We start from the raw sequence: 24,942 nt of genomic DNA on the forward strand, positions 1-24,942 counted from the left end.
ACGTGTGGCTGCCCGGGACCGCTCTGGGGTCCGCACTGCTCGCCCTGCACCTCGCGCCCGTGGCCCTCGGGTGGGAGCCCCGGGCGGTGGGCGGGACGTTGTACGAGCGGGCGGCCGGTGCCCTCGCGGAGGGGGTGGGTCCGGGCGGGCCCGAGGCGCTGCTGCGGTGGGTGCCGCCCCTCGCCCTTCTCCTCTGCCTCGTTCCGCTGTGGCTGCTGCTCGCGCGCGCCGTGGGGCGGCTGACGTGGCAGGGGCGCTGGGGAGTCCTGTACCTCGTCGCGGTGGGCGGCTGGGTGTGGCGTCAGACGCTCGCCCCCGCGGCGCTGCCGCTCCTCGCCGCGCTCGTCCTGCTCCTGCTGGCCGGCCGCACCGCCGCCGCACGACGGTTCCCGCGCCCGGGAAGCCCCAGCGGCCGGCCCGGCCCCTGACCCGCGCCACGGCGTCCGCCGGGCCCCCGGACCCGGCGTGCTCAGCGGGGCGGCACGGGTTGGTGGAAGTAGCCGTTCTTCCCCGCCTCCCGGTAGCCGTCGAGCCCCGGACCGTCGTTGACGGTCAGGTCGCACGCGGCCTTGTCGGAGGTCGGCCGGTTCCAGTGCACCAGCGCCCGCACCTCCGGGAGCTTCTTCACGTCGGCGGGAATCCGGGTGTACCAGTCGCGCTGGCGCACCGGGTTCTCGGCGTCGGGCGCGGTGGCGAACTCCGCAAGCATCACCGGCTTGACGTCGCTGATGTTCTCGCGCAGCCATTCGTAGCTGGGCTGCTGGCTGCGCAGGAAGTCCTTCCAGTCGGTGGTGTTGTGACACCGGTAGTAGTTGTACTGGTCCATGGCGATCCAGTCGACGTACTCGTCCCCGGGGTAGAGCGCCTTCATGTCGTCCGCGCTGCCGAGGTAGCCGGAGACCGTCCACACCCACACGACGTTGTCGGCCCCCAGCTCACGGAACCGGTCGTGGAGGTGGCGGTACGCGGCCACGAACTCCTCCGGGGTGCCCGCGCCTTCCTTGATGCGGGCGTCGGTCTCCTGGTCGAAGGAGACGAAGACCCGTTTGCCGTAGGCCTTGATGCGCCGGATCTGCGGGTCGAGGATCTCCTCGTCGTACTTCCCGGAGGCGATGTTCTTCCAGCCGAGCTGGGTCTCGGTCCAGTTCTCGTGGTGCGGCTCGGTCCAGACGGTGGACTCCCAGGCCAGCATGAGCAGCCTGTCCCTGCCGAGCTCCTGCTCGTCGGGGGTGAGCAGCTGTCCGTCGAGCTCGGTGCCCGACATGTCGTGGTAGTTGTAGACGAGGTCCAGCTTGCGCCCGATGCGTTTCTCGAAGCCGAGCACGGCGTCCTTGAGCGAGCCGTTCGCGGCGTACGGCACGTAGGCGCCCCACCAGGCGCCACAGGCCGGCACCAGCGTGTCGCTGGGCGCGCAGGGACCGGTGGGCACCCTGCCGGAGGCCGCGTTGTCGGGCAGGGCGTCCCCGGGCACCTCCGCTTCCTCGGAACGGCCGGCCCAGACGCCGAGCCCGGCGATCAGCGCGGCCACCGCCACCAGGACGACCGCCGTGTAGGCGCGCTTCACCGTGCCCCTGTCCGTCACCCCGCGGGACGCGGACCGTCCGCTCACCCGGTGCCGGCCCGTCATGTGCCACCACCGGCGGCGGACCCGCGTGTGGCGCGTTCGGCCGCGCCGCGCCGTGCGGCGGGCAGCGGCAGTCCCGGCAGGGCCGCGGCGACCGTGGTGAAGACGGCCAGCGAGACGAGGAAGGCGGCCGTCGAGAAGCCCTCCACCAGGAACAGCGCGGTGGCGGTCAGCACACCGAGGGAGAGGCTGACGGGCGCGACGAACGCGGCGGCCTCCAGCCTGGCACCGGCGGCCAGCCCGTCCGGCTGCGGGTACAGTGCGGCGCAGCCCGGCCCGAACAGGACGAAGAGCAGTACCGGTATCCAGCGCAGCGGTGAGGAGCCGGGCAGGGCGGTGGCGGCCAGCGCGAGCCACCCGGAGGCCGCGACGAGGACTCTGAGGTGTGTCGGGGTGACCCTTGCGCTCCGGGTCTCTTCGCTGTGGTCGGTGTCCTGCGAGCCTGCGGTGTTCATGGACTGGCTGACTGCCCTTCGTCTCTTCGATCACCTGGTGGTCGTCATCGGGCGGCGGGGCGGTACTCCAGGACGACGCCGTAGGGGTGGCTCTCGACGGTCCGGAAGAGCGGAGAGGCGGACAGGCGTGTCCGCAGGCGCTCGAAGCCGCCGGCCGGCAGCAGGCCCTCTCCGGCGGTGTAGGTGTCCTGGGTGCGGGTGAGGATCACGTACGCCGTCGTCCCGGGTGGGATTCCCTCGGCGAGGTAGCCGGCCGGGTCCTTCAGCATCTTCTCGTTCTCGGGTAGTTCCTGTTCGGCGAAGTACCAGTGCTCGAGGCTGTCGTAGCGGTGGAGGGCCTGCGGGAAGGAGCCGGTGGTGGCGAGGATCAGCGAGCCGTCGGGCGCGCTGTCCAGGGTCCGGGTGACCAGCGCGGTCTCCGCGGGCGGCGTGTAGTACATCTTCTCCTTGCCGTAGTACGACGGCAGGAATCCGGTCAGCAGCGCCAGCAGTACGGCGGGCAGGGCGACGGCCGCGGCCCTGCGCCGCAGCGCCTGCGCCCGGCCGCGGTGGGTGCCCGCGAAGGCCGGCACGAGCGCGGCGGCGGCGAAGAAGGCTCCGCCGGGCAGTGCGAACAGGTAGACGCGGAAGAGCATTTCGCCGCCGTAGTCGTTGACGACGAACAGCGGTACCGGAGCGACGGAGACCAGCAGCAGCGGCAGCGCGCTGCGGGTCAGCCGGCGCCGCAGCACGACGGCGGCCCCGGCGAGGGCGACGACCGCGAGCACCATCAGGACGTTGGCGGCACCGGCGAGTTCGGGGCCGGGGCCGGTGAGCTGGCCCGCGTAGCCGGCGCGGGAGTTCTGGGTCAGTTCGCCGAGGGACTCCTTGAGGGTGCGGAGCGTCTCGACGAACAGGGGCCGCCCCATGGTCAGGTCCCAGGTGAGCATCAGCAGCCCGGCGACGACCAGCAGCCCGACGTTGCGGTAGCGGCGGGTGAGGTTGAGCGCGAGCAGGCAGATGCAGAGCATCACCGGGGTGAGCTGGTGCGTGGCGTTGATGGCGGCGATCAGCGGGGCGAGGATCACCACGCAGAGCGCGCGCTGTCTGCTTCCCGTCGGTGGCGGCACGGTGGCCGCCGCCGGGTCGAGGAAGGAGCGGTCGCGCAGCCGTCCGGCGGATCCGGGGCGCACGAAGTGCCGCAGCACCACCGCGATGACGGTCAGGTGCAGCAGGTACGCCAGCCCCTGTGGGGCGAAGTAGTCCTGGCCCACCCAGTTGGCGAGCTGGAAGATCCACACGGCGGTCCACACCAGGCGCCAGTCCCGGCAGAAGGTGCGGTAGAGCAGGACCAGCACCGGCGTCATGAGCAGACCGAAGACGATCGGTGCCCAGTTGGCGTACGCGGCGGCGCTCTCCACGCCGAAGGCGCGGACCAGGCCCGCGTTGAGCGTGAAGAACCCCGGCCACTGGTCGTACGCCGACATGTTGCCCGACAGTGCCGCCTCCGGCCGGAGTTCGCCGTTGGCGAGCAGGGTGTCGACGACGGCGTCGTGCTTGGAGGACCACGGGTAGCGCACGGCGTCGTAGAGCACCGCCGGCGGTGCCTTGAGGGCGAACAGCATCGCGGCGCAGTGCGCGGCCGGCCACCAGGGTGCGGTGGCCGCACGGCGCAGGCTGAGGACGAAGCCCGCGGTGAGGACCAGCAGCGAGAGGTAGTAGGCGGCCGGCAGACGGTCGAGCAGGCCGTAGTCGCCCATCTCCCGGAAGCCGATGCGGGGCAGCGCGTACAGCCACAACGCGGCCGCGAGCAGCAGCGTCAGCAGGCCGAGGGTGCGGGGCCGTCGCAGCGCGGTCCGCCAGGGACCGGGTCCGCCCCCGTCGGTTCCTCCCGGGCGACCCGGGCCGGAGGCGGCATCGGGGGCGGGCGGCGTGCTGCTCTCCGCGGTCGGTACGGGCACATGTTGCTGCACGCTGAGGCTCCCCTCCCCGGGGACAAGTATAGGAATCTACTCGGCTTTTCACACCGAAATCGTCGGACTCGTCCCGCCGCGGCCGTCGTCCCCCTCACCCCGGCTCACCGGTCCGTCGGGGACCCGGTGCGTCGCGGACCGGCTCGCCCCGGGTGCGTCGCGGATCGGCTAGTCCCGGGTTCGTCGCGGATCGGTTCGCCCCGGGTTCGTCGCGGCCTGTCGCGTTCACCCGGCGAAGACCGGCCCGCGCACGACGGCGCGTGCCCGGCGGTACCACCGCCAGCCGACCGTCTTCGGACCGTCGCGGTACGGCGCGATCCGGGCGCCGTCCCCCGCCAGCCACCCCTCGAAGTCGGCGAGGGTGTGACCGCGGCGCACGATGAGGCGGGCGATGCGGTACCGCTCGTCGCGTCGCGAGCTGAGCGCGTGCCGCACGGCGGAGGCCGTCTCGTAGCCCGCGCGGGCCGACTCGGCCCGTACCCGGGGGCTGTTGTAACCGTGCGGATAGGCGAGGTGGCGGACCGGGTGACCGAGGGCGTCCTCCAGCACCGCCTTGGACGTGCGCAGTTCGTGCGCCAGCGCCTTCCCGGACAACGTGTCCAGCTGGGCGTGTGTGACTGTGTGGCTGCCGATCTCCATGCCGGAACGTTCCAGCTCCGCCGCCCGGTCCAGGGTCATCATCGGCGCGGGCGGCAGCAGGCTGCGGCCGCCGGGCGTGACGGCTCCGGTGGTGAGGTAGGCGGTGGCGGGCAGCCCGCGGTCGGCCAGTGCCTCGGCGGTGGGCCCCGGCAGGTCGGCGAAGCCGTCGTCGAAGGTCAGCACCACGGGCCGGGACGGCAGGGACGCCCGCCCGGCGAGGTGGTCGGCGACCGCGCTGATGGTGACGGGTGTCCGCCCGCTGTCGACGATCGCGTCGAGCTGGGCGGCGAAGTCCTGGGGACTGACGGTGAACTCGGCGATCCAGGCCGGCGGGTCGTCCATCACGGCGTGGTAGAGGAGGACGGGAATGCCGGGGCCCGCTGCCGGCGCTCCCGTGCCGGCCGGTACCGGACCGGTGTCGGGGCCACCGCCCACCGCCGGTCGCCCTGCCAGTTTCCCTGCCGGTCGTCCTGCCGGTCGTCCTGCCGATCGTCTGCCGTCCGCCGGGACCTGGCCGCGGCCCTCCGTCGGTGTCATCTCGGCCCCCTCAGCGCCGTCCGGAGGGCGTACCGCGCACGCAGATAGCCCACGGGTCCGTACACCATGCCCCTCCGCTGCAACCGCGACAGCCGCCGCGGCCAAGGGTGGGTCCGTTCGTCGTGGGCGCCCGGCGCGCCGCCACCCCCCGCTTCCCGTACGGCGGTCAGTCCGCGCGCGTGCGCCAGACCGCCCGGCACCCGGGCGAGGAAGGCCGGCAGCAGCGCGGGCCGGTTCACCAGGATCGCCGTGAGGTAGGCGGTGAGGCCGGCGCCGTAGCCGTACGCCTGGGTCTCCAGGTCCCGCCAGGTCTCCCGGTGGTGGTGCCACACCAGTGCCGACGGGGTGTAGCGCAGCCGGTGCCCCTGGGCGAGGACGCGGACGAATCCGTAGAGGTCGTCGCCGCCCCGCGCGCGCGTGCCCGCGCCGGTCGCCGGGTCGAAGCCGCCGACTGCCCGCAGTGCGGTCGTACGGAAGGCCATGTTGGCGCCGGAGCCGAAGCGTCCCGCGGTGAACGGGAACAGCGGCTCGTCGGCGGGCGGGTGCCGGGGGTCGTACGTCCGCGGGGTGAAGCCCTTCGCGAAGCCGCCGTGGCTCTCCAGCAGCACCTGCGCCGGAGTGCGCAGCCGCGCGGGCAGGATCAGCCCCGTCGCGCAGCCCAGGCGCGGGTCGGCGGTGAAGGGCGCGGTCAGTTCGGTGAGCCAGTGCGGGTCGGCGACCACGTCGTCGTCGGTGAAGGCGACCACCTCGCGCCGTACGGCGGCCAGCCCCCGGTTGTGCGCGACCGCGAGTCCGGGGAGCGGTTCGCACACGTACCGCACACGCTCGCCGTACTTGCGCTCGACCAGGTCCCGGGTCTCCCGGGTCACGGGCGCGTTGTCCACGACGACGATCTCGTAGTCCGGGTGGTCCTGCGACAGCAGCGAGTCCAGCGCGCGGGCGAGCAGGCCGGCGCGCTCCCGGGTGGCGACCACCACACTGGCGGGCGGCACCCCGGCCACCGCCTCGCCGGCGGCCTCGCCGACCGCCCCGTCGTCCGCGTCACCGGCCGTCCGCCCGAGCGCTCCGGCGGCCGCCCCACGCACCGGCTCGTGGGGTGCCACCTCCGGCAGTTCCTTGGCCGGCCCCGTCAGCACCTCCGCCGGGTCCGCTCCCTCCGGTACCTGCCCCAGTAGTGTGCCGACGGGCCGCCCGCCCCTCCTGACCAGCACGAACACCGCGCCGTACGTCACCGGCGGACTGCCGGGCGCCGGTCTGAGGCCTCTCGCCCCGGCGTCGAGATCCAGCTCGGCGACCTGCACCGGGCCGATGCTCAGGAACCGTGCGATCTCTTCTTGTGTCTCCCGCCGCGAACGTGCCGCACCGAACACGCGCCCACCCCCCTCACTCGAAGCCCCCGGGCCGCGCAAGGCCCCCTCATGACCGGCGCAGCCGGGCCGCGCCCTTCAACGTCCGTGCCGCCAACGAGGCCAGCCGGGGCCGGGCGCGCACGAAGCCGTGCGCGCGGCGGGCCGGTTCGCGGCCGAGCCAGTGCAGCGCGGCCCCCGCCCCCGGGCGGGTCGCCGCTCCCTCGTACACCGGAAGTTCGCCGGTCTTCAGCGAGTCCTTGTACTCCGCCGCCCCTCGTCCCATGTCCAGCAGGCCGATGCCCTCGGTGGCGGCCGCCTCGGCCATCCGCAGGTGCAGCACCAGGCCCGGCGAGTACTTGGCGAAGCCCGGGTCGTACGCCGGGAACCAGCACGCCAGGACCGCCGTCGAGCGCAGCCCGAAGTGGGCGGCGACCGGCCGGCCGCCGGCGTAGAGCACGGACAGCGTGCCGGTGCACTGCGGCGCCCGGGTCTCGGCCAGCCGGGCGACGAGCCGGCTGATCCACTCCTGCGCGAACCGGTCCCGGCGGCCCGTCCTGCGGTACTGCGCCGACTTCCACTCCATGAGCGTGCGCAGTGCGGCCGGTTCGCGCTCGTCGAACACGAAGCGCACGTCGCCGACCTGGCGGCCGAGCCTGCGCTCCTTGGCGAGGGTGGTCTTCAGGAACTTCGGCGACTGGGCGCGCAGCACGCTCTCGTACGCCTCGTACCCCTTCTCCACGTCGATGACGTAGGCGGTGTGCTCCTCGGCCGCGTGCGGCACGAACAGCTCCTGCTCGGCCTCCAGGTTGTCGAAGGCGAAGCTCGACAGGGAGCAGGCCCGCAGCAGTTGGCGGATGTCCGGAACGAGACCAGGGCGCAGTACCGCGCCCTGGCAGTCCGACACCCCGAGCCCGATCGCCCGGCCCTGCCCGAGCGGTCCGCGTTCGTGCGGCAGGAAACCGGCCGCCTCACCGCCGTCGTACAGCACCGCCACCCGCGCCCGCGGCCGTACCCGGGCCACGACGTCGGTGAACTCCGGTTCCATGAACGGGTTGCGCGGCGTCGTCGACCTGGCGCGCAGCTCGCGCCAGTGCTCCCGCTCCCCCTCGCTCAGCTCCTGCGGCCTGAGCACGCGTACACGTCCGCCGTTCAACCCGACCCCCCGATCAAGTCCCCCTGGACAACAGGAAGGTACCCCCGGGGCCGCCCCGCGGGGTAGGTAGCGGGGGATGTTGTTGCCAATCGGTGCACAGGCCTTCAACCGGCTTTAGCCGATGATCTGCCAGGTTTCGGACACGTTCGTGCGGTCCTCGCGCTGTCCTCGAGCCTTGTCGTGCGGAGTCGTGCGTCCTCGCTCGGATGCGATCGTGGGTGAGTCGGACAGGTGCGGTGTCCGTATTCTCTGATCATGGACCGCACCGCGTATTCACTCGTCGCCACCGACCTCGACGGCACGCTGCTCCGCGGCGACGACACCGTCTCCGACCGGTCGCTGGCCGCGCTGGCGCGGGCGGCCGAGGCCGGTGCGCGGCATCTGGTGGTGACCGGGCGGCCGGCGCCCAGGGTGCGGTCCCTGCTCGACCGCCTCGGCTGCACGGGGCTCGCGGTGTGCGGACAGGGCGCGCAGGTGTACGACGCCGGCGCGCACCGGATGCTGTGGTCGGTCACCCTGGACCGGGAGCTGGCCGAGACCGCGCTCGGCAAGATCGAGGCCGAGGTGGGGCAGGTGTACGCCGCGGTCGACCAGGACGGTGTGGACGGCCTGACGCTGATCGAGCCGGGGTACCTGATGCCCCACCCGACGCTTCCGGCGGTGCGGGTCGAGCGGCGCGACGAGCTGTGGAGCGCGCCGATCAGCAAGGTGCTGCTGCGCCACCCCGATCTGACCGACGACGAGCTGGCGGCGACGGCCCGCACGGTGGTCGGCTCCCTCGCGACGGTCACGATGTCGGGGCCGGGGACGGTGGAACTCCAGCCGTGCGGCATCACCAAGGCGACGGGCCTGGCGCTGGCCGCCGAGCACCTGGGCCTGTCCCGGCGCCACACCATCGCCTTCGGGGACATGCCCAACGACATCCCCATGTTCCACTGGGCGGCCCGCGGCGTCGCCATGGCCGACGCCCACCCGGAACTCAAGGCGGTGGCCGACGAGGTCACCCTGACGAACGAGGACGACGGCGTGGCCGTCGTCCTCGAGCGTGTCTTCGGAACGTCCTAGTACGAATCAGTACGAATCAGTGCGGATCAGTGCGGATCATTACAGCTCGGTACGGATCAGCATGACTCGGGACGGGTCGATACGGCTCAGTACGCGCCGAAGACGTTGTCCATCGAGCCGTACCGGTCGGCCGCGTAGTTGCAGGCCGCGGTGATGTTGGCGACCGGGTCGTACGGGTCCCAGGAGGTGCCCTCCACGTGGTAGGCCTGGAAGGTCGGGTCGATCACCTGGAGCAGGCCCTTGGACGGGGTGCCGTTGACGGCGTTGATGTCCCAGTTGTTGATGGCGAGCGGGTTGCCCGACGACTCCCGCATGATGTTGCGGTGGATGCCCTCGTACGACCCGGGGATGCCGTGCTGCGCCATGATGGCGAGCGACTCGCGGATCCAGCCGTCGAGGTTGTCCGGGTACGTCGTCGCCGTGGCGGCGGTCGGGGCGGCGGGGGTGGCCGCGGACGCGCCGGTGGCGCCGATGAGCGGCAGGGCGAGTACGGCGGCGCCGGTGCCGGCCAGGGCGAGCTTGCGGGCGATGCGGGTGGTCCGGGCGCGACGGTTCTGACCGTTGACAGACATGTTGAGTCCCTCTCCTTACGCCTGCGAGGTGAGCTGTCGGGTTCGGGCGGGGAGGTGCCCGGCCGCGCCCTGACGGGCACGGCTTCACCCCGAGCCGCTCCGGTGGTGACCGGCGCGGCGACTTACCTGGGTCCCCCGCTCCTGCCTGCGAGTTTGTTGGTGGATGACTGTGCGTCCGGGCGGTGGCAGGATTCGGCGTCCACCCGACAGGCCGGGAAGGTATGCGAGAAAAGATGTCCGAAACAAGTGCAGGAATCACCCAACGCTCCTGTTGACCTTGTTCCGAGGTGTTTGGGGTGCTTGATCCTTTTCGGTCGCCCGGCCTCAACTGGCTTGCGGGGCAAAGGGACCGCACAGCTTGGGGCGGAGCTGCCGGCGGGCGGACGGCGTGAGTCAAGTCACTGGACGCGAAAAGAACGGCAAATCGGGCATTAGGCTCAACTGGTCGTCAACCGGCCGCCGCCGCGGGGGATTGGCGCCGGTCGGCGGTCCGGCCCGGTTCCTCGCCCCTCGCGTCCCGCACCCGCCCCGGTCGACCGCGCCTCGCGCGGTCGTGTCCTTCCCGTCCCTGTTGGTGTTTCCTCGCGCCGTGCGGGCATCTGTTCGGAGCGGGAAGAGGAGTGCGAGTGCCGAGTGGGTGACGTTCTCGGAGTGCGGGCCGTCGGGGGCGGTGGTGGGATCTTCGGTGGCGGCTTTCGGCCACCCGTGTCCCGTGTCACGCCGCTCGGGCCGTGTCGATCAATATCTGCTCATATCGGCTGATCAAAAACATAGCGCGCATGATCCGATACCGACCGGCCTGTAACGGTGGGCGCTAGCGGTGATCGAAACGTGACCGGATACGCTGAGTCGAGTGGTGGCAGCGACCTATCGACAAGCCAGGTAATCGCCAGTAGACACCAGCAGACAGGAGACCCCTCGTGACCGTCGTCGGGCCGTTCGGGCTGAGCGTGCGGGACCAGGCTCTGGAAGCCGATGTCCAGGCCGGATTGGTGGCTGTCGAGGAAGGGTTGCTTGAGGCAACCAAAAGCGAGGTGCCCTTCATCACGGAGGCCGCCCAGCACCTGGTGCGTGCCGGAGGCAAACGGTTCCGGCCACTGCTGGTGATGCTCGCGTCCCAGTTCGGCGACCCCTACGCTCCCGGGATCGTGCCCTCGGCCGTGGTCGTGGAGCTGACCCACCTCGCCACGCTGTACCACGACGACGTGATGGACGAGGCCGCCGTGCGGCGCGGCGTGCCCAGCGCGAACACCCGCTGGGGCAACTCGGTCGCGGTCCTCACCGGCGACTTCCTCTTCGCCCGCGCCTCCCAGATCCTCGCCGACCTCGGACCCGAGGCGGTCCGGGTGCAGGCCCTCGCGTTCGAGCGGCTGGTCACCGGCCAGATCCTGGAGACGGCGGGCCCGCAGGACGGGCGCGACCCGGTCGACCACTACCTGGACGTGCTGGGTGGCAAGACGGGATCGCTGGTGGCGGTCTCCTGCCGGTTCGGCGCGATGATGTCCGGCGCCGACGAGACGGTCGTCGACGTGCTGACCCAGTACGGCGAGCGCCTCGGCGTCGCCTTCCAGCTCGCGGACGACGTCCTGGACATCGCCTCCGACTCCAGCGAGTCGGGGAAGACGCCCGGGACCGACCTGCGCGAGGGCATCCCGACCCTCCCGGTGCTGCGGCTGCGCGAGCGGGCGGCCCGGCTGGGGCTGGCCGAGGACGTCGCCCTGTGCGAGCTGCTGGACTCCGACCTCAGTGACGACGCCCGGCACGCGGAGGCGCTGCGGCTGCTGCGCGCCCACCCCGCGCTGGAGCAGGCGCGGCGGGACACCGTCCGGTACGCCAAGGACGCCCGGGCGGCGCTGGCCCCGCTCAAGGAGTGCGAGGCGAAGGCCGCGCTGGTGGAGCTGTGCGACGCCGTGGTGCACCGGGCCGGCTGAGTACCGGGCCTGCGCCGGCCGAATGAGTAGCGGGCCTGCGCCCGGCCGAATGAGTTGCGGGCCCGCACCGGGCCGACGGGGTACCGGGCCTGCGCCCGGCCGAATGACTGCCGGGCCTGCGTCGGGTCGGCTGAAGGCCGGCTGCTCGTGACCCGCGTCACGGGGTCTCACTGTGCGGGTGGGCGCGTCCCGGTGCCGGACGGCGTACCCCCACCCCTACGGGCCGGGGGTACCGGCGCCCCTCCGTGTCATCCCGCAGGAGTACGCGGAGTTGAGCCCCGGGTCTGACGCTTCCGCTCGGCCGATTTGGTCAGATGGTCACCACGGAAAACACCAATCCTCACCGATTCGGGTGAGAATGGCGGCTCACGGGTGAATGAGTGCGAGGTCGCGAGACAGCCGCCGCCGACGACGGAGGTAGGGCACAGATGGCACCGATCGATTCCGATGACAGCACGACCGCCGGGGAGGGCGAGGGCCTGAGGGCCGGACGGCGCAGGGCTGCGCGGTACGTCGTCCCGGTCGCGGTGATGGGAGTGGCGGCCGCGACGATCGGGCTCGTCCCCGCGCTCGCCGACTCGGGGGACCCCGACCTTCCGAAGGTCACGGCGGAGCAGCTCATCGAGAAGATCGCCGCGTCGGACGTCCAGCAGTTGTCCGGCACGGTCAAGATCAGCACGGACCTGGGGCTGCCGGACCTCGGCGGTCTGGAGAGCGGCCTGATGTCCGGCATGTCCGGCGGCCCGGGTTCGGGCCCCGGCGGGGACGAGCAGGGCTCCGCCGCCGACCCGTCGGCCAAGCTCACCGAGCTGGTGACCGGCACCCACACGCTGCGGGTCGCCGCCGACGGCCCCGACCGGCAGAAGCTGTCGCTGCTGGAGAACGCCGCCGAGTACAGCCTGATCCACGACGGCAAGGACGTCTGGGGCTACGACAGCAAGTCCAACGAGGTCTACCACTCCACCGCGTCCGGCAGCCCCGAGCAGCGGGCGAAGGAGGTGCCGGCCACCCCGAAGGACCTCACCGACCAGGCCCTCAAGGCGGTCGACGACACCACCTCCGTCACGGTCGACGGCACCGCGCAGGTGGCCGGCCGGGACGCGTACCGTCTGGTCGTCAAGCCGAAGCAGGACGGGTCCACGGTCGGCGCTGTCACTGTGGCGGTGGACGCCCAAACCGGTATGCCGCTGAAGTTCACGCTGACCCCGTCCAGCGGCGGCGCCGCCGTCGTGGACGCGGGCTTCACCCAGGTCACCTTCGCCAGGCCGGACGCGTCGACGTTCGACTTCACCCCGCCCGCGGGGGCGAAGGTCACCGAGGGCGACGAGGCGGCGAAGGCGCCGGAGCACGGGCGGGCGGCCGAGGACGGCCTCGCCCAGCAGATGGGCGGCCTCGAGGTCATAGGCGAGGGCTGGAACTCGATCGCCACCTTCGACACCGGCGGCCAGGGCCTGCCCACGGCCTCGGCGGGCGGCGACCTCGGCGGCTTCCTCGGCTCGCTCGGCGACCAGGTCAAGGGCGACTTCGGCTCGGGCACGGTCTTCAAGACCCGCCTGGTCAACGCCCTGATCACGGACGACGGCAAGGTCTACGCCGGCGCGGTCACCAAGGACGCGCTGGTGAAGGCGGCCGACGCCGCACAGTAGGCGGGGTCCGTCCCGTACGACGACGAGGAGAGGGAGCCGATGGCAGAACCGTCCGCCACGGAGCCGGAGCGCCCGGTTCAGGGAGGCGCGGAGGACGCCGTCATCGCCACCCGTGGGCTCACCAAGCGCTACCGCGGCGGACAGCTCGCCGTCGACGGCCTGGACCTGGCCGTCCCGGCGGGCAGCGTCTTCGGCTTCCTCGGCCCCAACGGCTCCGGCAAGACGACCACCATCCGTATGCTGATGGGCCTGATCGAGCCGACCGCGGGCACCGCGCGGGTGCTGGGCCGGCCCGTGCCGCGTGCCGCCCGCGCCGTACTGCCCCAGGTCGGTGCCCTCATCGAGGGACCGGCTCTGTACGGCTTCCTCTCCGGCCGCGACAACCTCCTGCGCTACGACGCCGCCGACCCGACCGCCGACCCGCGTACCCGACGCGCGCGCGTCGCGGCGGCGCTGGAGCGGGTGGGCCTCACGGCTGCCGCCGGCAAGAAGGCGAAGGCGTACTCGCTCGGCATGAAGCAGCGGCTCGGCCTCGCCGCGGCACTGCTCCAGCCGCGCCGCCTGCTCGTCCTGGACGAGCCCACCAACGGACTCGACCCCCAGGGCATGCGCGAGATCCGCACGCTCGTGCGCGAACTGGCCTCCGACGGCACCACCGTCTTCCTCTCCTCCCACCTGCTGGACGAGATCGAGCAGGTGTGCACGCACGCCGCGGTGATGGCGCGGGGGCGGCTGATCACCCAGGGCGCGGTCGCCGACCTGGCGGCCGGGGCGCGGGGCAGGCTGGTGGTGACCACGCCGGACACGGGGGAGGCGGCCCGGGTGCTGAAGGAGCAGGGGGCGGGGGACGTGGTCGTCACCGAGGACAGGGTGACGGCGGAGCCACCCGACCGCGACCTCGCCGACCTGAACGCCGCCCTGGTCGCGGCGCGCGTCCGGGTCCGCGGCTTCGGTGTGGAACGGGCCTCGCTGGAGGACACGTTCGTGGCGCTGACCGGGGAGGGCTTTGATGTCGCGGGCTGAGGCTTCGCGGGCTGGGACTTCGCAGGCTGGGGCGTCGGAGGCTGGCGGGGTGGAGGCCGAGGTGCCGGGGGGCGCAGCGCAGAGGACGGCGGTGCGGGCCCCGAGCCCGCTGTGGTCCTTGGGGCTTCTCCGCAGCGAGCTGCTGGTCACCTTCCGGCGCTGGCGCACCCTGGCCCTGCTGGGCGTACTGGCGGCGGTACCGGTCCTGGTCGGAATCGCCGTGCGGATCGAGACGAGCGACGGGTCGTCCGTGGGAGGCGGGGGAGGTGAGGGGCCCCCGTTCATCTCGCAGATCAGCAACAACGGCCTGTTCCTGGTCTTCACCGCGCTGGCCGCGACCTTGCCCTTCTTCCTGCCGATGGCCATCGGTGTCATCGCCGGCGACGCGATCGCCGGCGAGTCGGCTGCGGGCACCCTCCGCTACCTCCTGGTCGCCCCGGCCGGCCGTACCCGGCTGCTGCTCACCAAGTACACGACGGTGATCACCTTCTGCCTCGTCGCCACCCTGGTGGTCGCGGTCTCGGCGCTCGCGGTCGGGGCGCTGCTCTTCCCGGTGGGTGACCTGACCACCATCTCCGGCACCCGGATCACCTACGCCGAGGGCCTGGGGCGGGCGCTGCTGATCGCCCTGGTCGTCGCCGCCTCACTCGTCGGGGTCGCCGCCCTCGGCCTGTTCGTCTCGACCCTGACCGGCAGCGGCATCGCGGCGATGGCGACCACGGTCGGGCTGCTGATCACCGTCCAGATCCTCGACCAGATCCCGCAACTCGACGCGCTCCAGCCCTACTTCTTCTCGCACTACTGGCTGTCCTTCGCCGACCTGATGCGCGAACCGGTCTACTGGGACGACCTGGTGAAGAACCTCGGTCTCCAGGCCCTCTACGCGGCGGTGTTCGGCTCGGCCGCCTGGGCGCGGTTCACGACGAAGGACATCACGGCGTAGGGCTTCACGGCGAGGACGTCACGGCGAGGACGTCACAGTGCAGGGCTTCACGGCATAGGTGCGGCGGCGTCCGTCCGCTCGTAGGGGAAACGGGCGAGCGGGGCCTGTTCGGCGAAGAAGGTCTTGGCGCGCGCCAGCGCCTCGGTGTCCCTCAGGACGTCACCGGGCCTGCTGCCGTTGCCGAGCAGGACCCCGCCGAAGCGCATGCCCATGTAGGCGGCCGAGTTGTTCAGGCTGCCGATCAGCGGGTCGGCGACCTCCCGCTCCTCGTGCGCGAGCGCGGTGACGCCCCACAGGGTGCGGCCGGACAGGGTCGCCTTGAAGTCGACGCCGGGGGTGCGCAGCCAGCCGGACCAGTGGTCGAGGTAGCGCTTGACCGGGGCGGACAGCGAGTACCAGTACAGCGGCGAGGCGATCACGAGGTCGGTCGCGGCGAGCGTGGCGTCGAGCAGCAGGCCCGCGTTGCCCTCCGTGGGGCGCCGGTGGTCGCTGTCGTGCCGCAGGTCCTGGAACTCGGGCAGCGGATGCTCGGCCAGGTCGATCCACCGCTGTTCGACGTCCGGGGGCAGTTGTTCGGCGGCACGGCGGGCGAGCAGTTCGGTGTTGCCGTCGGGGCGGCTGCTGCCCAGCAGGAAGAGGAAACGGCGGGTCATGAGAACCCCCAGAGCGGTTGTCGTGCGCGAATACCGGCACATGCATTATATGCATCTGCATGCAGTCTGCCATCGGATTGCCGCGCCCGCGCCAGGCACCGACCACCGACACGGGCGTGACCTCCTGGAACGAGCCTGTGACACCCCGGTGACGCGAGAATCGCGGGCGAGCGGCGAGACTCGACTACAGGTGTACGACAGGCATGACAGGCTCTGGACGGTGCGGGAACCGAAACCGCCGGAAGCCGCCGATGAGTGGGGGAACGATGTCTCGACTCGGCCGCGACAAGCAGCGGGGCCACGAGCGCGCCGAGCGCTCGCCCGCCCCCGTGGCGACGCCGATCGACGTCCGTGTGCCGGACGCCGGATCCGGTGCGCGCAGCGCCTCGGTCGACGGTTCGCTGGTCGTCGCGGCTCCCGGCGAGGAGATCCAGAACGCGGTCCTGAACCGTCTCCACCGGCTCGCCCTCGCCGTCGGCCACCCGGTCCGCGCCACGATCCACGACGAGCGTCTCGGTTACGCCGTCCCGCTCCGGGTCGACCCGGACGGCTCCAGCCACCTCGCCGCGGAGCCGGTGCCGACGGCTCCCGAGGGGGAGGACGCCGTACGGCGGGACCGCCCCGCGCGTGTCCTGGGGCAGCCGGTGCGCAGCAGTGCCCCGACGTCCCGCCCCACGCCGGCGCCCGAGCCGCGGCGGGCACCGGGCGGCGGATCGGCGGGATCGGCGCCGGCGTCCACGCTGCGGGCGCTGCCGGAACCGGCCGCGGGCGCGGCGCCGGGCACGGTGGCGCCCCCGACGGGCGTGTTCGGGCCGCCGCCACGGATGGACGGCGCCCCCACGACCGTCCCCACCGGTCCCGCGCCGGCCCCCACATCCGCACCGGCCACCGGGACCGGGTTGGTGACGGGGCCTGGGCCGGTCACCGGGCTTGGGCCGACCACTGGGGGTAGGCCGACCACCGGCCTTGGGCCGACCACCGGCCTTGAGCCGACCACCGGCCTTGGGCCGGTCACCGTCCCCGGGACGGCCACCAGCCCTGGGCCGGTCACCGCCCCCGAGCCGATCCGTGCCTCCAAGCCGGCCCCTCTCCCCGAGCCGGCCGACGGCCGGGAACCGGACCCCAAGCCCGCCCCCGCCCCCGTCCGCGGCTTCGACGCCGTGGCCGAGGCGGTGCTCGGCGACGCACCGCTCACCGCTCCCGGTGACACCGCCGCCCCCGCACTGCTCGCGGGGCCGACGGCCCGTGTCAACGAGGCAGTCAGGGAGGGGCGTACGGAGGAGGCAGCGCGGTGGGCGGAGCAGACGGTGCTGGAGGCCTCGCGAACGCTGGGGCCGGAGCACCCGGAGGTACTCCGGCTCCGCGAGCTCACGGCGTACATCGCCTACTTGTCGGGTGACCCGGACCGCGCCTTCGGCCTCGCCCTGGACCTGGCCCGGATCCACCGCCAGGCGGGTGACGCGGAGGCCGCGTACGGCAACGTCCAGAGCGCGGCCACCGCCTGGCGTGCCGTGCGCGACCCGGCACGGGGTCTGGAGCTGGGGCACGACCTGGTCGGCCTGTGGGGCGAGCTCGCCGCCGAGGAAGGCCCCGCCGCACAGGACACCGGGCAACTGGAGTCCGCGCGCACCCGCATGGGACGCCTCACCGAACGCGTCCGCGCTCAGGCCGGCTGAGCGGCGGGTACCGCGGGGCCCGGAGGGCGGCGGCCCTACTCCGACAGTTCCCACATCGCGTACGCGATGGCGTCGCTGTTGCGGTTCAGCGCCGTGTCGTTGATGTTGGCGGTCGTGTCGCAGGACGAGTGGTAGCAGCGGTCGAACGGCTGGCCCACGGTGCCGCCCCACTTGGCCGCCTGGGCGGACGTCTTGCGGTAGTCCGCGCCGCTGAAGAGGCCGCCCACGGGGACGCCGGCGTTCTTGAAGGGCGCGTGGTCGGAGCGGCCGTCACCCTCGGTCTCGATCTCCGTGGAGATGCCGAGGCCGGCGAAGTAGTCCTGGAAGGTCCTCTCGATCGTCGGGTCGTCGTCATAGACGAAGTAGCCGGGGTTGGGCGAGCCGATCATGTCGAAGTTCAGGTAGCCGCTGATCTTCGCCCGGTTGGCGGAGGAGAGGCTGTTGACGTAGTAGCGGGAACCGACCAGACCCAGCTCCTCGGCGCCCCACCAGGCGAAACGCAGGTGCTTGGTGGGCTGGTGGCCGGACCGGGCGACGGTGAGCGCGGTCTCCAGGACGGCTGCCGAACCGGAGCCGTTGTCGTTGATGCCGGGACCGGAGGAGACGCTGTCCAGATGTGACCCGGCCATGACAACCTGGTTCGCGTCGCCGCCGGGCCAGTCGGCTATCAGGTTGTAGCCGGTACGCCCGGAGGCGGTGAACCGCTGGACGGTGGTGGTGAACCCGGCCGCGTCCAGCTTGGACTTCACGTAGTCGAGCGAGGCCTGGTAGCCGGGCCGGCCGTGCGCGCGGTTGCCGCCGTTCGCCGTGGCGATCGCCTGGAGCTGCGTCAGGTGGGCCTTGACGTTGGCCAGTGGTACGTCGGGTGCGGCGGCGACGGCCGCGTGTTCCGAGGCCGACGCGGCGCGCTCGGAGGCGGACGCCGCGCCGACGACGGTTCCGCCGGCCACCAGTGTGGTGACCGCGACGGCACCGGCCGCCAGCGCACGCCCGTAAACGGGGAGCTTCATGTGGGGGGCTCCGAATTCCTAGGGAGTCCCCGGGGAAGGGACTCCGCAGTGAATGGGGTGCCTGGATGGTGTGGCCGGAACTGACTCGCCGTCAAGACCGCTATTCGGCCACGGCTTTGCGCATATCGGAAGCCAGGCGTCCTCCTCCCCGCGCGCATGAGGAGGGGGGCGGACGCCGCGGCCTTGCCGTTACGGCCTCCTCGCCGGGGCGTCGAGCTGTTCGGGGCCTGCCTGCTCCGGGAGCGGCACTCCGGAGGCGACGGTCCGCGACTCGCGCGGGAGGCTCCCGCTGCCCGGCGGTACGTCGGCGCCCGCCCGGTCGAGCTGCGTCCTGAGGGCCCGGGCGGTCCGGCGGGCCGTGCGCAGGGCGTCCCAGGTGAGCAGCGTGAGCGCCAGCCAGACCAGGGCGAAACCGGCCCAGCGCTCGGGCGGCATGGCCTCCCCGAAGTAGAGGATGCCGAGCAGGAACTGGAAGACCGGGGCCAGGTACTGCAGCAGCCCCAGGGTGGACAGCGGCACGCGGATCGCCGCCGCGCCGAAACAGACCAGGGGGATCGCGGTGACCACACCGGTCGCGGCGAGCAGGGTCGCGTGTCCGGCGCCCTCGGTGGTGAAGGTGGAGTCGCCGTGCGCGCCCAGCCACAGCAGATAGCCGAGCGCGGGCAGGAACTGGATCGCCGTCTCGGCGGCCAGCGACTCGACGCCGCCGAGGTTGACCTTCTTCTTGACCAGGCCGTACGTGGCGAAGGAGAAGGCGAGGCAGAGGGAGATCCACGGCGGCTGGCCGTACCCGACGGTGAGGACGAGCACGGCCGCGAAGCCGGTGCCGACCGCCGCCCACTGCACGGGACGCAGCCGTTCCTTGAGTAGCAGCACGCCCATCGCGATGGTGACCAGCGGGTTGATGAAGTACCCGAGCGAGGCCTCGACCACGTGTCCGCTGTTCACGGCCCAGATGTAGACCCCCCAGTTGACCGTGATGACGGCGGCGGCCACGGTGACCAGGCCGAGCTTCCGGGGCTGCCGCAGCAACTCGCCGGCCCAGGCCCAGCGCCGTACGACGAGCAGGGCGACGGCGACCAGGACGAGGGACCACACCATCCGGTGGGCCAGGATCTCTCCGGCCCCGGAGGGCTTCAGCAACGGCCAGAACAGCGGCACGAGCCCCCACATCCCGTACGCGGCGAACCCGTTCAGCAGGCCTATTCGCTGCTCGCTCCTCGACGACCCTGCCACCGCGGGCACCTCCTTCTCGCGTACGGCATGCCGGGACGGCGGACGCATGCCAGGACGAAGGTAGCGCCGGACCCGACCGCCTGTCATGCCCGTATCGGCATACGGTCATGACAGGCGGGGCGGGACTCAGTCCTTGAGCGCGGCGGCGATCGCCTCGGCGAGCGGCGTGGTCGGCCGGCCGGCCAGGCGGGACAGGTCGCCGGTGGAGACGACCAGCTCGCCCTTCTCGATGCCGGCGTCCACGCCCGCGAGGACCGCGGCCAGCGGCTCGGGCACCCCGGCGCCGGCGAGGATGCCGGTGTACGCCTCGGTGGAGACGGGGGTGTAGACGATCTCCTTGCCGGTCTGCCGGCTCAGCTCGGCGGCGTACTCGGCGAAGCTCCACGCCTCGTCGCCGCCCAGCTCGTACGCCGTGTTCTCGTGGCCCTCGCCGGTCAGTACGGCGACGGCGGCGGCCGCGTAGTCGGCGCGGGAGGCGGAGGAGATCCGGCCCTCGCCGGCCGCCTGCACGACGGCTCCGTGCTCAAGAACCGGAGCGAGCCGCTCGGTGTAGTTCTCGTGGTACCAGCCGTTGCGCAGCAGCGTGTACGGCACACCCGAGCCGACCAGTACGTCCTCGGTGGCGCGGTGGTCGTCGGCGAGCGCGGCCTTGAGGCTGCTGGGGGCGCTGGTGTAGGCGAGCAGGGCGACGCCGGCCTTCCCGGCCGCGTCGATCACGACCGTGTGCTGCTGGACGCGGCCCTTGTCGAACTCGTTGCCGGAGATCAGCAGCACCCGGTCGCCGGCCGCGAACAGGCCGTCGAAGGTCTCGGGGGCGTTGTAGTCGGCTACCGCGAGCCGGACCCCGAGTGCGGCGAGGTCGGCGGCCCTGGCCCGGTCCCGGACGACCGCGGTGACCTGGTCGGCCGGCACCTTCTCCAGCAGCTGCCGTACGACGTGACGGCCGAGGTGTCCGGTGGCTCCCGTGACGACGATGCTCATGTTTTCAGTGCTCCTTGTGGGGGTCCGATGTCACTAACCCTAAAAGAAGCGCTAACTGCGAGAAAGTACCCACTTTGAAGTAAGTTACTTACCCTGCCATGCCCGGGCAGGAGCGCCGCGAAGAGGAGCGGCGTGAAGTGACGTGAAGAGGAGCGACGTGAAGTGACGTGAGGCGACGCATGCGAAGAGGCCCGGGCGCCTTGGCCCGGGCCTCGTGAGACCGTCGCGTACCGCCGTTCTCAGCCGACGACCGTCCAGGTGTCGCCGCCGGCCAGCAGCGCGGCGAGGTCGCCCTTGCCGTCCCTCTCGACGGCGGTGTCGAGCTGGTCGGACATGAGCGTGTCGTAGACCGGCCGTTCGACGGCGCGCAGGACACCGATCGGAGTGTGGTGCAGCGTGTCGGGGTCCGCGAGACGGGACAAGGCGAAGGCGGTGGTCGGCGACGCGGAGCGCGCGTCGTGGACCAGGACGTCCGCCTCGTTGTCCGGGGTGACGTCGACGACCTTGAGGTCGCCGGTCTCCCGGTCGCGAACGACGCCTCTGGCCCCGTCGGCACCGAACCGGATCGGCTGCCCGTGCTCCAGGCGGATCACCGCCTCCTCGGCCTGCTCCCGGTCCTTGAGGGCGTCGAAGGCGCCGTCGTTGAAGATGTTGCAGTTCTGGTAGATCTCGATCAGGGCCGTGCCCGGGTGCTCGGCCGCCTGGCGCAGGACCTCGGTGAGGTGCTTGCGGTCGGAGTCGACGGTCCGGGCGACGAAGGACGCCTCCGCGCCGATGGCCAGGGAGACCGGGTTGAAGGGTGCGTCCAGCGACCCCATCGGGGTCGACTTGGTGATCTTCCCGATCTCCGAGGTGGGGGAGTACTGGCCCTTGGTCAGCCCGTAGATCCGGTTGTTGAACAGCAGGATCTTGAGGTTGACGTTGCGGCGCAGGGCGTGGATGAGGTGGTTGCCGCCGATGGAGAGCGCGTCACCGTCGCCGGTGACGACCCAGACGGACAGGTCGCGGCGGGAGGTGGCGAGCCCGGTGGCGATGGCGGGGGCGCGGCCGTGGATGGAGTGCATCCCGTACGTGTTCATGTAGTACGGGAAGCGGGAGGAGCAGCCGATACCCGAGACGAAGACGATGTTCTCCTTCGCCAGGCCGAGCTGGGGCATGAAGCCCTGCACGGCGGCGAGGATGGCGTAGTCGCCGCAGCCGGGGCACCAGCGCACTTCCTGGTCCGACTTGAAGTCCTTCATGGACTGCTTGGCCTCGGCCTTGGGGACGAGCTGGAGCAGCGCGTTGGCGTCAGTCATCGATGGCCTCCTTCAGCGCCGTGGCGAGCTGCTCCGCCTTGAACGGCATGCCGTTGACCTGGTTGTACGAGCGGGCGTCTACCAGGAACCTCGCCCGGATGAGCGTGGCGAGCTGCCCGAGGTTCATCTCGGGGACCACCACCTTGTCGTACGTCTTGAGCACCGTGCCGAGATTGTGCGGGAACGGGTTCAGGTGGCGCAGATGCGCCTGCGCGATCGACTCGCCGGCCGCACGCAGCCGCCGCACGGCCGCGGTGACCGGCCCGTACGTCGAGCCCCAGCCCAGGACCAGCGTGCGCGCCCCGTCCGGGTCGTCGACCTCCAGGTCGGGGACGTCGATGCCGTCGATCTTGGCCTGGCGGGTGCGGACCATGAAGTCGTGGTTGGCCGGGTCGTAGGAGATGTTCCCCGTGCCGTCCTGCTTCTCGATGCCGCCGATCCGGTGCTCCAGCCCGGGCGTGCCCGGCACGGCCCAGGGGCGGGCGAGCGTCTGCGGGTCGCGCTTGTAGGGCCAGAACACCTCGGTGCCGTCGTCCAGGGTGTGGTTGGGCCCCTGGGCGAACTGCGGGGTCAGGTCGGGCAGTTCGTCGGTCTCCGGGATCCGCCACGGCTCGCTGCCGTTGGCCAGGTAGCCGTCCGAGAGGAGGAAGACCGGGGTGCGGTAGGCCAGCGCGATCCGCGCCGCCTCCAGGGCGGCGTCGAAGCAGTCCGCCGGGGTGCGCGGGGCGACGACCGGGACCGGTGCCTCGCCGTTGCGCCCGTACATCGCCTGCAGCAGGTCGGCCTGCTCGGTCTTGGTCGGCAGGCCGGTGGACGGCCCGCCGCGCTGGATGTCCACGATCAGCAGCGGCAGCTCCAGCGAGACGGCCAGTCCGATGGTCTCGCTCTTGAGCGCCACACCGGGGCCACTCGTCGTGGTCACCGCCAGCGAGCCGCCGAACGCCGCGCCGAGCGCCGCGCCGATGCCCGCGATCTCGTCCTCGGCCTGGAAGGTGCGCACCCCGAAGTTCTTGTGCCTGCTGAGCTCGTGCAGGATGTCCGAGGCCGGGGTGATGGGGTACGAGCCGAGGAAGAGCGGCAGGTCGGCCTGGCGGGAGGCGGCGATCAGACCGTAGGCCAGGGCCAGGTTCCCGGAGATGTTGCGGTACACGCCGGGCGGGAACGCCTTCGTCGCCGGCGCCACCTCGTAGGAGACCGCGAAGTCCTCGGTCGTCTCACCGAAGTTCCAGCCCGCCCGGTAGGCCGCGATGTTCGCCGCGGCGATGTCGGGCTTCTTCGCGAACTTCGACTTCAGGAACTTCTCCGTGCCCTCGGTGGGCCGGTGGTACATCCAGCTCAGCAGCCCGAGCGCGAACATGTTCTTGCTGCGCTCGGCCTCCTTGCGGCTGAGGTCGAACTCCTTGAGGGCCTCGACGGTCAGAGTGGTCAGCGGCACCGGATGCAGGTGGTAGCCGTCGAGGGAACCGTCCTCCAGGGGGGAGGTCTCGTAGCCGACCTTCTGCATCGCCCGCTTGGTGAACTCGTCCGTGTTGACGATGATCTCCGCCCCGCGCGGCATGTCGTCGATGTTCGCCTTGAGCGCGGCCGGGTTCATCGCGACCAGGACGTTGGGGGCGTCGCCCGGGGTGAGGATGTCGTGGTCGGCAAAGTGCAGCTGGAAGGACGAGACCCCCGGCAGCGTGCCGGCGGGTGCCCGGATCTCCGCCGGGAAGTTCGGCAGCGTCGAGAGGTCGTTGCCGAAGGACGCGGTCTCCGAGGTGAAACGGTCGCCGGTGAGCTGCATTCCGTCACCCGAGTCCCCCGCGAACCGGATGATGACCCGGTCCAGCCGTCGGACGTCCTTCGCGCCGACCGGTTTGCGCTGCTCTCCCACGACGCTTCCGTCGGCCTGCTCCGCTGCGCTGCTGACCTGGCTGGTCACTGAACTGGACCTCCCTCGAGGCGGCTGTCCGGGGACTGGTTTCCACCGACCATCCCGGGATCAACCCTACGTCCGTGGGGGTTGACTTCCGGTGGACATTCGCATGATGGACACGACTTCGAGACGGCCCGCCGCCTTGGTGTCGCAGGGTTTCCGCGCCCCCCGACGCTCGTGAGGACGCACCCTGGCCGCCCGTCGGTTTCTCATTCGTTCGGATGAGAAACCGGGCCGCCGGGCCCGGCCGTTCTTCGGGGGGCGGGCCGCCGACGCCAGGAACCGAGACGAACGTGCCAGTGACTGAGACGGAGGGCGACGGATGGGTCAGGAGAGGGGCCAGGAGATGAAGCAGGAGGTAGGTGAGGAGGTGAGGCAGGAGGTAGGTGAGGAGGTGAGTCGGGAAACGAGTCAGGAATTGAGATAGGTGAGTACGGCCAGCACCCGCCGGTGATCACCGTCGCTCGGGGACAGCCCCAGTTTCAGGAAGATGTTGCTGACGTGCTTCTCGACGGCTCCGTCGCTGACGACGAGCTGCCTGGCGATGGCGGAGTTCGTCCGGCCCTCCGCCATGAGCCCCAGGACCTCCCGCTCACGGGGGGTGAGCCCGGCGAGCACGTCCTGCTTGCGGCTGCGGCCCAGCAACTGCGCGACCACCTCCGGGTCCAGGGCCGTACCGCCCTGCGCCACGCGCACCACCGCGTCCACGAACTCCCGTACCTCGGCCACCCGGTCCTTGAGCAGATAACCGACACCGCGACTGGAACCGGCCAGCAGTTCCGTGGCGTAGCGCTCCTCCACGTACTGGGACAGCACCAGTACGCCGAGACCGGGGTGCGCCTTGCGCAGCTGCACCGAGGCCCGCACGCCCTCGTCGGTGTGCGTCGGTGGCATCCGTACGTCCGCCACGACGACGTCCGGCAACTCGCCCTGCGCGTCCAGCTCGGTGATGGTCTTGATCAGTGCCTCGCCGTCGCCGACACCGGCCACGACCTCGTGCCCCCGGTCGGTCAGCAACCGGGTCAGCCCCTCTCGGAGCAGCACTGAATCCTCGGCGATGACCACCCGCACCCTGTCCTCCACGATCTTCGGCCCCCCACAGCCCGTCCACCGCACGGCTCGCGCGGCCCACGCCGCGTCCACGAACCGTCCGTGCGACGGGTCCAGCATTCCAGCATCGGGGGCCGAACGCGTGCGGGCAACGGGAAGAGCAGGGAATGAGCGAGGACTCAGGGCCGGTTCGGCCGCTCGACGGCCGGTTTCGTTCACGCTGCGTCACGTCGC

The 24,942-nt window shown here is 71.9% G+C and carries 20 protein-coding genes, 1 pseudogene and 1 riboswitch; of the genes and pseudogenes, 7 read left to right on the forward strand and 14 right to left on the reverse strand.

The window, feature by feature from the left end; translation table 11 throughout:
* Positions 1-428, forward strand: a pseudogene (locus KUM32_RS20660) (lipopolysaccharide biosynthesis protein); the annotation flags it as partial.
* A 41-nt stretch (positions 429-469) separates the two neighbouring features.
* On the opposite strand, the gene KUM32_RS20665 reads toward KUM32_RS20660, so the two are convergent.
* From KUM32_RS20665 to KUM32_RS20690, 6 genes are all read right to left on the reverse strand, one after another.
* The gene (locus KUM32_RS20665; protein WP_217143401.1) at positions 470-1,627 is read right to left on the reverse strand and encodes a glycoside hydrolase family 26 protein; all 1,158 of its coding nucleotides are present in this window, start codon (positions 1,625-1,627) and stop codon (positions 470-472) included.
* Positions 1,624-2,079 carry a DUF1616 domain-containing protein gene (locus KUM32_RS20670; protein ID WP_254405881.1) on the reverse strand — a complete coding sequence of 152 codons (456 nt, stop codon included), beginning with the start codon at positions 2,077-2,079 and terminating at the stop codon, positions 1,624-1,626. Before KUM32_RS20670 ends, KUM32_RS20665 begins: the two co-directional genes overlap by 4 nt.
* A 44-nt stretch (positions 2,080-2,123) precedes the next feature.
* Positions 2,124-4,031, reverse strand: coding sequence for a hypothetical protein (locus KUM32_RS20675; RefSeq protein ID WP_308408689.1), 1,908 nt, complete (start codon positions 4,029-4,031; stop codon positions 2,124-2,126).
* Between the two features lie 225 nt (positions 4,032-4,256).
* Positions 4,257-5,012 (reverse strand): polysaccharide deacetylase family protein, encoded by a 756-nt coding sequence (locus KUM32_RS20680; RefSeq protein WP_217143402.1) that lies wholly within the window; start codon positions 5,010-5,012, stop codon positions 4,257-4,259.
* 191 nt (positions 5,013-5,203) lie between these two features.
* Entirely contained in the window at positions 5,204-6,508 is a 1,305-nt protein-coding gene (locus KUM32_RS20685) for a glycosyltransferase family 2 protein (RefSeq protein WP_374227537.1), read from the reverse strand.
* A gap of 115 nt (positions 6,509-6,623) precedes the next feature.
* The gene (locus KUM32_RS20690) at positions 6,624-7,688 is read right to left on the reverse strand and encodes a GNAT family N-acetyltransferase (RefSeq protein WP_308408690.1); all 1,065 of its coding nucleotides are present in this window, start codon (positions 7,686-7,688) and stop codon (positions 6,624-6,626) included.
* Between the two features lie 276 nt (positions 7,689-7,964).
* Here KUM32_RS20690 and KUM32_RS20695 point away from each other — a divergent pair, with 276 nt between their 5' ends.
* Positions 7,965-8,774 (forward strand): HAD family hydrolase, encoded by an 810-nt coding sequence (locus KUM32_RS20695; RefSeq protein WP_217143405.1) that lies wholly within the window; start codon positions 7,965-7,967, stop codon positions 8,772-8,774.
* A gap of 86 nt (positions 8,775-8,860) precedes the next feature.
* On the opposite strand, the gene KUM32_RS20700 is transcribed toward KUM32_RS20695, so the two are convergent.
* Entirely contained in the window at positions 8,861-9,346 is a 486-nt protein-coding gene (locus KUM32_RS20700) for a transglycosylase SLT domain-containing protein (RefSeq protein ID WP_217143406.1), read from the reverse strand.
* 4 nt (positions 9,347-9,350) lie between these two features.
* Positions 9,351-9,515: riboswitch (cyclic di-AMP (ydaO/yuaA leader) on the reverse strand.
* Positions 9,516-10,266: 751 nt separating this feature from the next.
* Between KUM32_RS20700 and KUM32_RS20705 the strand changes: the two genes are divergently transcribed.
* The 4 genes from KUM32_RS20705 to KUM32_RS20720 all read left to right on the forward strand — a co-directional run bounded on the left by KUM32_RS20705 (position 10,267) and on the right by KUM32_RS20720 (position 14,889).
* Positions 10,267-11,277: a polyprenyl synthetase family protein gene (locus KUM32_RS20705; RefSeq protein WP_217143407.1), complete on the forward strand. Its 1,011-nt coding sequence runs from the start codon at positions 10,267-10,269 to the stop codon at positions 11,275-11,277.
* Between the two features lie 428 nt (positions 11,278-11,705).
* Positions 11,706-12,923: a DUF2092 domain-containing protein gene (locus KUM32_RS20710; RefSeq protein WP_217143408.1), complete on the forward strand. Its 1,218-nt coding sequence runs from the start codon at positions 11,706-11,708 to the stop codon at positions 12,921-12,923.
* Between the two features lie 39 nt (positions 12,924-12,962).
* Entirely contained in the window at positions 12,963-13,946 is a 984-nt protein-coding gene (locus KUM32_RS20715) for an ABC transporter ATP-binding protein (RefSeq protein WP_217143409.1), read from the forward strand.
* The gene (locus KUM32_RS20720) at positions 13,933-14,889 is read left to right on the forward strand and encodes an ABC transporter permease (RefSeq protein WP_254405882.1); all 957 of its coding nucleotides are present in this window, start codon (positions 13,933-13,935) and stop codon (positions 14,887-14,889) included. Before KUM32_RS20715 ends, KUM32_RS20720 begins: the two co-directional genes overlap by 14 nt.
* 47 nt (positions 14,890-14,936) lie before the next feature.
* Here KUM32_RS20720 and KUM32_RS20725 read toward each other — a convergent pair whose 3' ends face one another.
* On the reverse strand, positions 14,937-15,542 hold the full coding sequence (locus KUM32_RS20725; RefSeq protein WP_217143411.1) for a flavodoxin family protein: 606 nt from the start codon (positions 15,540-15,542) through the stop codon (positions 14,937-14,939).
* 266 nt (positions 15,543-15,808) lie between these two features.
* On the opposite strand from KUM32_RS20725, the gene KUM32_RS20730 reads away from it, so the two are divergent.
* Positions 15,809-17,218 carry a tetratricopeptide repeat protein gene (locus KUM32_RS20730; RefSeq protein WP_217143412.1) on the forward strand — a complete coding sequence of 470 codons (1,410 nt, stop codon included), beginning with the start codon at positions 15,809-15,811 and terminating at the stop codon, positions 17,216-17,218.
* A 35-nt stretch (positions 17,219-17,253) separates the two neighbouring features.
* Here KUM32_RS20730 and KUM32_RS20735 read toward each other — a convergent pair whose 3' ends face one another.
* The 6 genes from KUM32_RS20735 to KUM32_RS20760 all read right to left on the reverse strand — a co-directional run bounded on the left by KUM32_RS20735 (position 17,254) and on the right by KUM32_RS20760 (position 24,729).
* Positions 17,254-18,228 (reverse strand): M28 family metallopeptidase, encoded by a 975-nt coding sequence (locus KUM32_RS20735; RefSeq protein ID WP_217143413.1) that lies wholly within the window; start codon positions 18,226-18,228, stop codon positions 17,254-17,256.
* 189 nt (positions 18,229-18,417) lie between these two features.
* Positions 18,418-19,464 (reverse strand): EamA family transporter RarD, encoded by a 1,047-nt coding sequence (gene rarD / locus KUM32_RS20740; RefSeq protein ID WP_217143414.1) that lies wholly within the window; start codon positions 19,462-19,464, stop codon positions 18,418-18,420.
* 126 nt (positions 19,465-19,590) lie between these two features.
* On the reverse strand, positions 19,591-20,445 hold the full coding sequence (locus tag KUM32_RS20745; protein WP_217143415.1) for an SDR family oxidoreductase: 855 nt from the start codon (positions 20,443-20,445) through the stop codon (positions 19,591-19,593).
* A gap of 239 nt (positions 20,446-20,684) precedes the next feature.
* Positions 20,685-21,743: a 2-oxoacid:ferredoxin oxidoreductase subunit beta gene (locus KUM32_RS20750; protein WP_217143416.1), complete on the reverse strand. Its 1,059-nt coding sequence runs from the start codon at positions 21,741-21,743 to the stop codon at positions 20,685-20,687.
* Positions 21,736-23,664 carry a 2-oxoacid:acceptor oxidoreductase subunit alpha gene (locus KUM32_RS20755; RefSeq protein ID WP_217143417.1) on the reverse strand — a complete coding sequence of 643 codons (1,929 nt, stop codon included), beginning with the start codon at positions 23,662-23,664 and terminating at the stop codon, positions 21,736-21,738. The genes KUM32_RS20750 and KUM32_RS20755 overlap by 8 nt, the downstream gene beginning before the upstream one ends.
* Before the next feature lie 405 nt (positions 23,665-24,069).
* Positions 24,070-24,729: a response regulator transcription factor gene (locus KUM32_RS20760; RefSeq protein WP_308408691.1), complete on the reverse strand. Its 660-nt coding sequence runs from the start codon at positions 24,727-24,729 to the stop codon at positions 24,070-24,072.
* Positions 24,730-24,942 lie beyond the last annotated feature (213 nt).

The sequence above is a fragment of the Streptomyces sp. AC627_RSS907 genome (genome assembly GCF_019049165.1).

Excerpts from the sequence above, each read along its gene's own strand:
- KUM32_RS20665 (WP_217143401.1), bottom strand. The coding sequence starts at position 1,627 with ATGACGGGCCGGCACCGGGTGAGCGGACGGTCCGCGTCCCGCGGGGTG.
- KUM32_RS20670 (WP_254405881.1), bottom strand. The coding sequence starts at position 2,079 with ATGAACACCGCAGGCTCGCAGGACACCGACCACAGCGAAGAGACCCGG.
- KUM32_RS20680 (WP_217143402.1), bottom strand. The coding sequence starts at position 5,012 with ATGGACGACCCGCCGGCCTGGATCGCCGAGTTCACCGTCAGTCCCCAG.
- KUM32_RS20695 (WP_217143405.1), top strand. The coding sequence starts at position 7,965 with ATGGACCGCACCGCGTATTCACTCGTCGCCACCGACCTCGACGGCACG.
- KUM32_RS20700 (WP_217143406.1), bottom strand. The coding sequence starts at position 9,346 with ATGTCTGTCAACGGTCAGAACCGTCGCGCCCGGACCACCCGCATCGCC.
- KUM32_RS20710 (WP_217143408.1), top strand. The coding sequence starts at position 11,706 with ATGGCACCGATCGATTCCGATGACAGCACGACCGCCGGGGAGGGCGAG.
- KUM32_RS20715 (WP_217143409.1), top strand. The coding sequence starts at position 12,963 with ATGGCAGAACCGTCCGCCACGGAGCCGGAGCGCCCGGTTCAGGGAGGC.
- KUM32_RS20720 (WP_254405882.1), top strand. The coding sequence starts at position 13,933 with ATGTCGCGGGCTGAGGCTTCGCGGGCTGGGACTTCGCAGGCTGGGGCG.
- KUM32_RS20725 (WP_217143411.1), bottom strand. The coding sequence starts at position 15,542 with ATGACCCGCCGTTTCCTCTTCCTGCTGGGCAGCAGCCGCCCCGACGGC.
- KUM32_RS20730 (WP_217143412.1), top strand. The coding sequence starts at position 15,809 with ATGTCTCGACTCGGCCGCGACAAGCAGCGGGGCCACGAGCGCGCCGAG.
- KUM32_RS20735 (WP_217143413.1), bottom strand. The coding sequence starts at position 18,228 with ATGAAGCTCCCCGTTTACGGGCGTGCGCTGGCGGCCGGTGCCGTCGCG.
- KUM32_RS20745 (WP_217143415.1), bottom strand. The coding sequence starts at position 20,445 with ATGAGCATCGTCGTCACGGGAGCCACCGGACACCTCGGCCGTCACGTC.
- KUM32_RS20750 (WP_217143416.1), bottom strand. The coding sequence starts at position 21,743 with ATGACTGACGCCAACGCGCTGCTCCAGCTCGTCCCCAAGGCCGAGGCC.